Source organism: Atopococcus tabaci DSM 17538, from assembly GCF_000429585.1.
GTDB classification, from domain to species: domain Bacteria; phylum Bacillota; class Bacilli; order Lactobacillales; family Carnobacteriaceae_A; genus Atopococcus; species Atopococcus tabaci.
The window spans coordinates 1-8,278 of the sequence record NZ_AUCD01000087.1 but is presented as its reverse complement, the minus strand read 5'-3'; the positions used below and the strand labels follow the sequence as shown (position 1 = coordinate 8,278).

At 46.0% G+C, this 8,278-nt stretch carries 10 protein-coding genes and 1 pseudogene; 7 read left to right on the top strand and 4 right to left on the bottom strand.

All coding sequences use genetic code 11. From position 1 onward, the window contains the following. The 6 genes from G470_RS14580 to G470_RS0110595 all read left to right on the top strand — a co-directional run. Positions 1-213: hypothetical protein (locus G470_RS14580; protein WP_028274788.1), on the top strand; the 213-nt coding region annotated here is incomplete at its 5' end. Between the two features lie 162 nt (positions 214-375). After that, positions 376-1,284, top strand: coding sequence for a Cof-type HAD-IIB family hydrolase (locus tag G470_RS13420; protein WP_035445593.1), 909 nt, complete (start codon positions 376-378; stop codon positions 1,282-1,284). A 100-nt stretch (positions 1,285-1,384) separates the two neighbouring features. After that, on the top strand, positions 1,385-2,209 hold the full coding sequence (gene thiD / locus G470_RS0110610; protein ID WP_028274787.1) for a bifunctional hydroxymethylpyrimidine kinase/phosphomethylpyrimidine kinase: 825 nt from the start codon (positions 1,385-1,387) through the stop codon (positions 2,207-2,209). 69 nt (positions 2,210-2,278) lie between these two features. Further along, positions 2,279-2,452 (top strand): YvrJ family protein, encoded by a 174-nt coding sequence (locus G470_RS13415; RefSeq protein WP_156908074.1) that lies wholly within the window; start codon positions 2,279-2,281, stop codon positions 2,450-2,452. Positions 2,453-2,704: 252 nt separating this feature from the next. Beyond that, a complete protein-coding gene (locus G470_RS13410) occupies positions 2,705-3,301 on the top strand; it encodes an LURP-one-related/scramblase family protein (protein ID WP_476692347.1) in 597 nt (198 codons plus the stop codon). 53 nt (positions 3,302-3,354) lie between these two features. After that, positions 3,355-3,705, top strand: a complete 351-nt coding sequence (locus G470_RS0110595) for an iron-sulfur cluster biosynthesis family protein (RefSeq protein ID WP_028274786.1) — start codon at positions 3,355-3,357, stop codon at positions 3,703-3,705. A gap of 56 nt (positions 3,706-3,761) precedes the next feature. Here G470_RS0110595 and G470_RS0110590 read toward each other — a convergent pair whose 3' ends face one another. From G470_RS0110590 to G470_RS0110575, 4 genes are all read right to left on the bottom strand, one after another. Continuing rightward, complete coding sequence (locus tag G470_RS0110590) at positions 3,762-5,054, bottom strand: CHAD domain-containing protein (protein ID WP_028274785.1); 1,293 nt, start codon at positions 5,052-5,054, stop codon at positions 3,762-3,764. Between the two features lie 137 nt (positions 5,055-5,191). Further along, the gene (locus G470_RS0110585; protein ID WP_028274784.1) at positions 5,192-5,755 is read right to left on the bottom strand and encodes a GNAT family N-acetyltransferase; all 564 of its coding nucleotides are present in this window, start codon (positions 5,753-5,755) and stop codon (positions 5,192-5,194) included. A 16-nt stretch (positions 5,756-5,771) separates the two neighbouring features. After that, positions 5,772-7,562, bottom strand: coding sequence for an excinuclease ABC subunit UvrC (uvrC, locus tag G470_RS0110580; RefSeq protein ID WP_028274783.1), 1,791 nt, complete (start codon positions 7,560-7,562; stop codon positions 5,772-5,774). A gap of 117 nt (positions 7,563-7,679) precedes the next feature. Beyond that, positions 7,680-7,946 (bottom strand): hypothetical protein, encoded by a 267-nt coding sequence (locus G470_RS0110575; protein ID WP_028274782.1) that lies wholly within the window; start codon positions 7,944-7,946, stop codon positions 7,680-7,682. A 132-nt stretch (positions 7,947-8,078) separates the two neighbouring features. Here G470_RS0110575 and G470_RS0110570 point away from each other — a divergent pair. Beyond that, positions 8,079-8,278: pseudogene (locus tag G470_RS0110570) on the top strand (ISL3 family transposase); the annotation flags it as partial.

The window sequence follows — 8,278 nt, the reverse complement described above, 5'->3', positions numbered from 1 at the left end:
ATTATTTCAGCTCGTAAAAACGGAACGCTTTTAGAAGCTTTGAGAGCGGAACTACCTGCATTTGAACAAACCATTGTCCCTGAATTTAAAGGGGCTGTTAGAGCTGTTTTGAAAAAGATTCATCGTCCTTCTATAGGGGTTAAAATAGGTGAAATAGCTAATTATAGTTCCACATCAAGTCCAATGGGACAACTGAAGAAAATGTTTGGGTAATGAAACACACAGAACGAGCCATTTTAATATTAAAATTGAAGAGTTACCATCTCTAGAGAAAAGTTTCCGCCAAAGTATTGACACATACGAAAAAGTCCTCTGTGTTCCATTTCAGAAGAATCATGGTACACTAGAAGCGATACTTTCATAGGAGGAACAGATATGCTTAAACTGATTGCATCTGACATGGATGGGACACTGCTCAATGAAAAAATGGCTATTTCAGAGACAAACGCTCAAGCTATTCAAAAAGCTCAGCAAGAAGGGATTCATTTTATAGTCGCTACCGGCCGTGGTTACGAACAGGCTGTCCCTTTATTGGAAGAAGTCGGGCTTTCCTGCCCCATCATCGCTTTGAACGGTGCACAACTGTTTGACGAAAGCGGCAAACTGATTTACAGCCGTGGAATCGAAAAGCAGCAAGTACGAGACTTGTTGGCTATGATTGACGCCATCGGTGCGCATGGGGAAATCATGACGACCAGCGGTATTTTCTCGGACAATCGTGAAAAACGTCTGGAATCAATCGGTCAGATGTTAATGGAACTCAATCCAAATGTCACTTTCGAAGAAGCTCTTGAATACTCCCGCGAACGCTTGGAAGAACTGCATATTTCTTTCGTGAACAACTACGAGGAAATTCTCCAGCAGGACGATGTTGCCGTGTTAAAAGTTTCCGCCTTCCATAGAGACGGTGAAGTCATCTTAGAACCTCTGCAAGCTGCTATCGAGTCCGAACACACCGATTTGTCAGTTACTTCCTCGCACTTCAGCAACCTTGAAATCAACCATGCATCCGCTCAAAAAGGGATTGCTTTGGAAGAATATGCCAAAACATTGGGCATTGAAGCCGAAGAAGTCTTGGCTATCGGAGACAACATCAATGACTTGTCGATGTTGGAATGGGCCGGTTACAGCTTTGCGGTCGACAACGCACGCATCGAAGCAAAACGTGCAGCCAGATACCACACTTCCTCCAATGTGGAAAACGGAGTGGCCGAAGCCATCTCCCGCGTGATGCAGAACCAATTGGTCGAACAGCCGGCAGTTGGAAGAACGATTGACAACTAGCCGGAAAATGCTACAATAAAGGAATCAATTTATTCGTGCTCGCTGATGTGGAACAGCACTGAGCTCCACCCGAGTTCGACCAATCAAGGGGGAAAAGAAGTTGGCAGACACCAAACTCACACTTACAATTGCAGGAAATGACGCAAGCGGCGGCGCCGGCATCGCGGCGGATTTAAAAACATTCGCCGAGTATGGCACTTATGGGATTGCAGCGTTGACCACCATCGCCATGATGGATCCAGACAACAACTGGAAACACAACGTCACACCAATCGATGCTGAGGTGGTTCGTGGTCAGCTGAAGACAGCCACTGCCGGGCCAAAAATTGCGGCATTGAAGACAGGAATGCTGCCGAATGTTCCGGTTATTGAGGTGATTGCGGAAACGATTCGTGAACACAGCTTGGAGAACGTCGTTATCGATCCGGTCATGGTTTGCAAAGGAGAAGACGAAGTCCTCAATCCTGAAAACGCCAATGCCCTTCGCGACATCTTGACGCCATTGGCTACGGTGGCTACGCCGAACTTATTTGAAGCCGGGCAACTGTCGGGCCTTGGAACGCTAAAAAATTTGGATGACATGAAAAAAGCAGCCAAAATTATCCACGAGTCCGGCGCTCAAAACGTCGTCATCAAAGGCGGCAAAGCCTTGGATGGGAACAAAGCGATTGACTTGTTCTACGACGGAAACGAGTTTACTGTATTGGAAACTGAAAAAATTGAACCAGCTACCAACCACGGAGCGGGTTGCACATTTGCGGCAGCCATCACAGCTGGTCTTGCAAGAGGGTTGGCGCCGAAAGAAGCGGTCTTGAAAGCGAAAGAGTTCGTTACGGAAGCAATTCGCAGCGGATTCGAATACAATCAATTCGTTGGTTCTGTCTTCCACAGCGGATACCGCTTGTCCAAACAAGAATCCATTTAAGGGGTCACACTTTCAGTTGTTTTTTTCGTTATTAATGATGACGAATGCCTTCTGAAAGGAGAAACCATCATGGACTTTACCGAATGGCTGTCTGTCGCGATGGATATTGTCGCCAATACGGGATTTCCCATTTTTGTGGCGCTGTATCTGTTGCACCGGATGGAATCGAAATTGGATGATGTGGTCAATGCATTGAAAGATTTGAGTCGGACCATCGACAGAAGCGCAGCGGTCAGCCGCTGAGACAAATGAAAAGTACACTGGGAATGTTTCCCGGTGTACTTTTTTTATTGCCTGCTGCTTCGTTTCTGTTTCCAAAAAACGACAGACATCCGATGAACTTTGTAACAGTTTGTACACCTCCCCTTCGGTTTTTCTGCAATTTCTGCTATAATAAATGAGACGAAGGCGAGTATACATTTTTCAACAGTAATTGATTCAGTTCTTTTTGTCTTTATAGTGATGGTGGGTTTGAATAATTCGAGGTGGTAAGAAATGGTTCGTCTTTTTATGAAGCAGGAATACATTTCCATGCAAAACAGAATTATCGTAAAAGACGAAAGTGGAAAAGATGTCTTTTTGATTGTTGGTAAATGGGGACGTGTCGGAGATGCTTTGTCCTTGTATTCTCTGGACGGCAACTTGATTGCCGAAGCGAAACAGACATTCCTTTCCATTTTTCCAAAGTTCGATCTATATTACGAAGGTGAAAAAGTCGCATCTGTTGTCAAAAGACCCGGAATCCGGGACCCGTATTTCACTGTAAGCAAATTGAACTGGGTGATTTCTGGGAATTTCAGCGAAAAGAGATACACTATCCGGCATTATACCGAGTTGATCATGAAATTAGAAAAATCGCATTCTTATACCGGTGACTTCTATTCATTGCTTGTGATGAATGAAGAGCATGCCCCGCTTTGCTGTTTGTTGTCGGTAATCGTGGATCATTACTCGCCGAGACGTTCTTCATTGCGGCAACTCCAGCTGCAAAGCAGGTACAGCTTAGGGTTTTACCAACCCGTCTTTGGTTTTTCTACTTTTTGCCATGACCTTGTCGTCACAAATTGTAGGTTGTCCAAAAAGACGGATTGATTCTGTGTGTGTAACACACGTTACAGGTTCATTTTATTCAGGAGGGGAAAATCATGTATCTCAACGTAACCGACTCTGCTAAGAAGCGCCTAGAAAAAATCACGGATTCCCACGATGGGAAAGTGGCTCTTTATTACAATGAAGGGTTTAAAGGAACGTATGCGTGCAGCATCCGTGGTGTGTTCACTTTGAAACTCATCTCGAATGATTCAACGGAATACGCTCAAGTGATTGACTCCAACGTTGGACCCTTTTATATCGATCGTACCGATTATGGGGAACTCACGGAGAAGATGACCTTGGATTACAACAAACCCCGCAACGTCCTTTCATTGCGCAGTCCGTATGGAATCATCGCAGACAATATGGATGTACTAGATGAAGACGACAAAAAAGTATATTAACCGCACAAAAACCGCTCTTTCCTCTAATCAACGAGAAGAAAGAGCGGTTTTTTTCTTTATTCTGTTGTCTCTGAGACGAGTTTGTTTCTGGCGTCTTCTTTGTACCGGGCGAGAATGAAAAAAGCTTCTTTCAGCGGTTTTTCTTTCGCTTTTTCCGCGTACTCTTCCAATAAACGTGCATTGATGTACAAGTCGGTTCCGAGCCCCAGCTTGTTTTGAATCTTTTTCGCTTTTTTTCTGCTCTCCGCCTCTTTCCCAAGCCAGCTTTCAAATCCATCTGCGGCATACCGGACTTTTTTTGCCTGGATGCGGACTTGATGCGATGCTTCATGATCACTGTGGTCGGTTTCCTCGTAAAGCTCCTTCAATTTTTTTGTCTTTTTCTTGAGTCGCTTCTCCAGAAACTTTGTCCATTCTTTTTGTGTACTCAGCTGAAACGAAAGTTGCTCAATTGCTCTTTTCGTTTGTGTGACAGCTGTTTCCACTTCTTGGTGAGTGGTTTTGGAGAAACCGCCGCGGAGCCGCTTCTGGCGTTCATTGCGGAGGAACTTGAACACGTCGTAATAGTTGTCCACCAAATCCGGTTCTTTCAAAGCCAGCTGCCCGCATTCTTCGATCAACACATCCGCTTCACGTAATGAACCCAACCTTCCTCCTGCGGCTTTCAATGCACCGTTCAGTTCGGTATACGTTTCTTCCGCCAACTGCGGTTTCAAGAAATTCAACATTCCTCTCATTCGACGCAGATTGACGCGTAATTGATGCACCGTCTCAGGCTCATAGGGATTATTTTGGTAGTCTTTGTACGCCTGTTCCACAACATGCATCTGCTGCGCCAATACGGCTTTTATTTTTTCCGATTCGTCGCTGAATTGCCTGGGACGCCCCGGCTTTTGTTCCCACAGCAGCGTGGCTTTGGAAGGGTTTTGATCATCCACCCGCAAAGCCTTCGCTTCGCCTTTTGAAAAAGGATGGTCGCTGCCTGTCCATTCATGCACCCAGCTGCCGAGAATCGGTTCGTGACCCACGCAAACCACCTGTTCTTCCGCTCCCACTGTTTGGATGTCTTCAAGGAAGGCGTTGAAGTCTCCTGTCGCCAGCCAGTCTTTTTCTTCTGCTTTTTCCCAAGATAATGCGCCTGTCAACAGAGCGGCGGTTTCTTTCGCACGTTCCATCGGACTGGTCCAAACATGCACGTGCTTTGATTCTTGCAAATACGGCATCAGTGAAGGGATAAATTCCGAAAATTCTTTTATCCCTTTTTCCGTCAAACGGCGCGCGGCGTCTTCTTTTTCCGGTGTCCTTTTTTCAGCCTTTCCGTGACGGATTAGTACAACCTCTCTTGGCATTCTGTTCCCTCCTCAGTTTTTCCTTTTCAAGCAAATAACGTGCCTGTGCTTTGGCATCAGTATATCTCAAACGAGCGGGCAAAAACAAAAAAGCCCTCTTTCATCAGCTGTTGCCTGATGAAAGAGGGCAGAATTTATTAGATGTTCTTTTGCATGTGGTCGTACATATGAGATGCCAACCGGCGCTCGCCTACTTTTACAAATCCTTGGCGCTCGTACAGTTTCCGGGCAGAAAGGTTCTGTTGATCACAGTTCAATCCGACGACGGTTTCACCTTGCCGGCCTGCCCATTCCGGGACAGATTCCAACAATTCCGTTGCGACTCCCTGCCTACGGAAGTCCGGATGGGTGACAATCGAATCCAAATACCATTCCCCCGGCTGAGTCTCCGAGTCGATGAAGACCCGGAATGAGTCTCCATATCCGTGCTTCTGTGCTATACGCATCAAGGGTTGGTCAATCACCGGTTCGAGTTCGCCTTTGTAGCCAAACGCAACTCCGGCAATTTGTCCGTCTCGTTCGCAGACCACTCCATTGCGGAAACTGTATCGATACGTTTCCTCCTGCATCGCCTCCGACAAGAGACGGAGAAGTTCATTTTTCGGCATGTTTTCAATAATCGGAAGTTCCATGTCTTGGAGGATGATGTACACCAATTCCGCCAAATCCATGGTTTCTTCCGCTCGGGCTGTTCGTATCATCTTGTTCTCCTATTCCTTAAGTTGGTTGTTCGGCCTCGTTCAACACTTCTTTAATACGCACCGCAACCTTCTCCGGAATACCTAAACTCTTGATTTCTTCCACATCGGCTTCTTTGATCCGTTTCATCGATTTGAAGTGGCGCAATATTTTGGTGCGGGTCTGCGGCCCAACGCCTTCAATTGTATCCAACCGCGAAGCAAAACTACTTTTGCTGCGGACATTCCGGTGGAACGTGATGGCAAACCGGTGCACTTCTTCCTGGATGCGCTGCACCAGGTAAAACCCTTGCGTACCGGGCTCCAACGGCACCTGCTCCAATGGTTCCCCAAAGATCAACGCCGCGGTCCGGTGCTTGTCGTCTTTGACCATTCCGGCAACTGGAATGTCCAGTCCCAACTCATTTTCCAACACATCCAAAGCCGCGTTGACCTGGACAATGCCTCCGTCCATCAAAACCAAATCCGGCAGGTCCCCGCTCTCTTTCAACAAACGGGAATACCGACGACGGATGACTTCCTTCGTGGTCGCCGCTTCGTTGCTTCCAACCACGGTTTTGATTTTGTATTTGCGGTAATTGTTCTTATCCGGCTTGCCGTCTTTGAACGACACCATCGCAGAAACCGGGTTGGTCCCCTGAATGTTGGAGTGGTCAAATGCTTCGATTCGTTCCACATACGGCAGGTTCATCGCTTCAGACAGCTGACGGGCCGCTCCAATCGTCTTCTGTTCGTCCATTTCCAACAGGCGGAAACGTTCTTTCAACGAAATTTCACTGTTTTTCTCCGCCAAATCCAGCAGTTGTTTTTTCGCCCCGCGTTTCGGTACCCGCATGTTCACTTCCAAAATTTCACTTAGTTCGTCCATTTCCACACCTTCAGGAACCAAAATTTCCTTTGGTTTAATGGCATTGGAGTTTTCGTAATACTGTAAGATGTACCGAGACAGTTCTTCTTGTGGTGTAGCGTGACACGGGAAAATGGCTGCTTTGCGTTTGATCAGCGTGGCTTGTCGGATGAAAAAGACTTGGATGGAAATGTAGCCTTTGTCCACGTAGTAATTGAAGATATCCCGCGGTGTGCGGTCGGTGGAGATCATGGTTTGTTTTTCCACCGTTTCTTCAATATAAGACACTTGATCGCGGTATTCGGCCGCCCGCTCGAATTCCATGTTCTCCGCGGCTTCTTCCATTTTGTTTTTCAGGGCATTTTTAATTTCTTTTACGTTTCCATTTAAAAATCGTTTGATTTTGTCAATCTGTTCCTTGTATTCTTCCACCGGCACTTCATGGTCACACGGCCCGATGCACTGCCCCATATGGTAATAAAGGCATGCCCGTTTCTGATGGCCGTTGCATTTGCGCAGCGGATAGATTTTTTGCAGCAACTGTTGGGTCTGCGATGCGGCATAGACGTTTGGGTACGGCCCAAAATATTGACCGCCGTCATTTTGCACTTCTGACGTGATGATGAGCTGCGGATCCCGTTCGTTCGTGATCTTCAAATACGGGTAACTTGTTCCGCGTTTCAACCGGATGTTGTATTTCGGTTGGTGTTTTTTAATCAACGTGACTTCCAGCAGCAACGCTTCTTTGTTTGTCTGGGTGATGATGGTTTCAAAATCCACAATGTCTTGCACCAATCGCTCGGTTTTGCCTTCATGGGTTCCTCTGAAATAAGAACGAACACGGTTCTTTAAGTTTTTCGCTTTTCCGATGTAAATGATTTCGCCCGTCTCGTTTTTCATTAAGTAGCAACCGGGCAAATCCGGCAACAAACTCAACTTATGCTCGATGTGTTCACTGGCCATCTGGATTCCCCTTTTATTGTTCATTCCAATGTAATATTATAGCATATTTAGCGTTTATCGAAAAGAAGCTGTTTCTTTCATGAAAAGAAACAGCTCGTCTGTCATATGAATGACACGTTATTTATCTTCTTTCGCTTCTTGAAACAAGTAGAGTTGGTGGAAGGTGTTGTAGTCGGATTCGCCCACTGCGACACCCTCATACACGAAGACCTCTCCCAATTTGTGTGTTCCGTTCTTCACCTGCTCGTCCACTGAAGCAGCGATGTTCAAATACAACTCATCCAACTCATCATCGGAAACCGGGCCGTTCTTCGCTTCCCACGCCTCTAGAAAAGCTTGCTCGTCTCTGTCTCTATAAAAATCCATGTCTATCGTTTCATCCATTTTGTTTGGTTCTATAATATTTGGTGTTGGTGAATCAAAATGATTCGCTGATACCTTTTTTGTATTTAAAATGCAAAAAGGTCAGTGAACCCCTATAATTAAGTTACCTTACAAAACGATAGGAGGATTCACATGACCCAACTTCATTTTACAAAAGAATTACTTGGAATGAAAGAGGAAAACATTCAGTTAGACAATCAGACAGTCACATATCACAAGAAACGCGGTGTAGAGCACATAGTCCTCCACGGAACGTTGACCTATCACCCTAACGGGTGCCCGACCTGCGGGGTGAAAAATGAGTCATCGAAAGACATCATCAAACATGGGAC

Bases quoted from the DNA above. Each gene is read 5' to 3' on its own strand.
- G470_RS13420 (WP_035445593.1), top strand. From the start codon at position 376: ATGCTTAAACTGATTGCATCTGACATGGATGGGACACTGCTCAATGAA.
- G470_RS13415 (WP_156908074.1), top strand. From the start codon at position 2,279: ATGGACTTTACCGAATGGCTGTCTGTCGCGATGGATATTGTCGCCAAT.
- G470_RS13410 (WP_476692347.1), top strand. From the start codon at position 2,705: ATGGTTCGTCTTTTTATGAAGCAGGAATACATTTCCATGCAAAACAGA.
- G470_RS0110595 (WP_028274786.1), top strand. From the start codon at position 3,355: ATGTATCTCAACGTAACCGACTCTGCTAAGAAGCGCCTAGAAAAAATC.
- G470_RS0110590 (WP_028274785.1), bottom strand. From the start codon at position 5,054: ATGCCAAGAGAGGTTGTACTAATCCGTCACGGAAAGGCTGAAAAAAGG.
- G470_RS0110585 (WP_028274784.1), bottom strand. From the start codon at position 5,755: ATGATACGAACAGCCCGAGCGGAAGAAACCATGGATTTGGCGGAATTG.
- uvrC (WP_028274783.1), bottom strand. From the start codon at position 7,562: ATGGCCAGTGAACACATCGAGCATAAGTTGAGTTTGTTGCCGGATTTG.
- G470_RS0110575 (WP_028274782.1), bottom strand. From the start codon at position 7,946: ATGGATGAAACGATAGACATGGATTTTTATAGAGACAGAGACGAGCAA.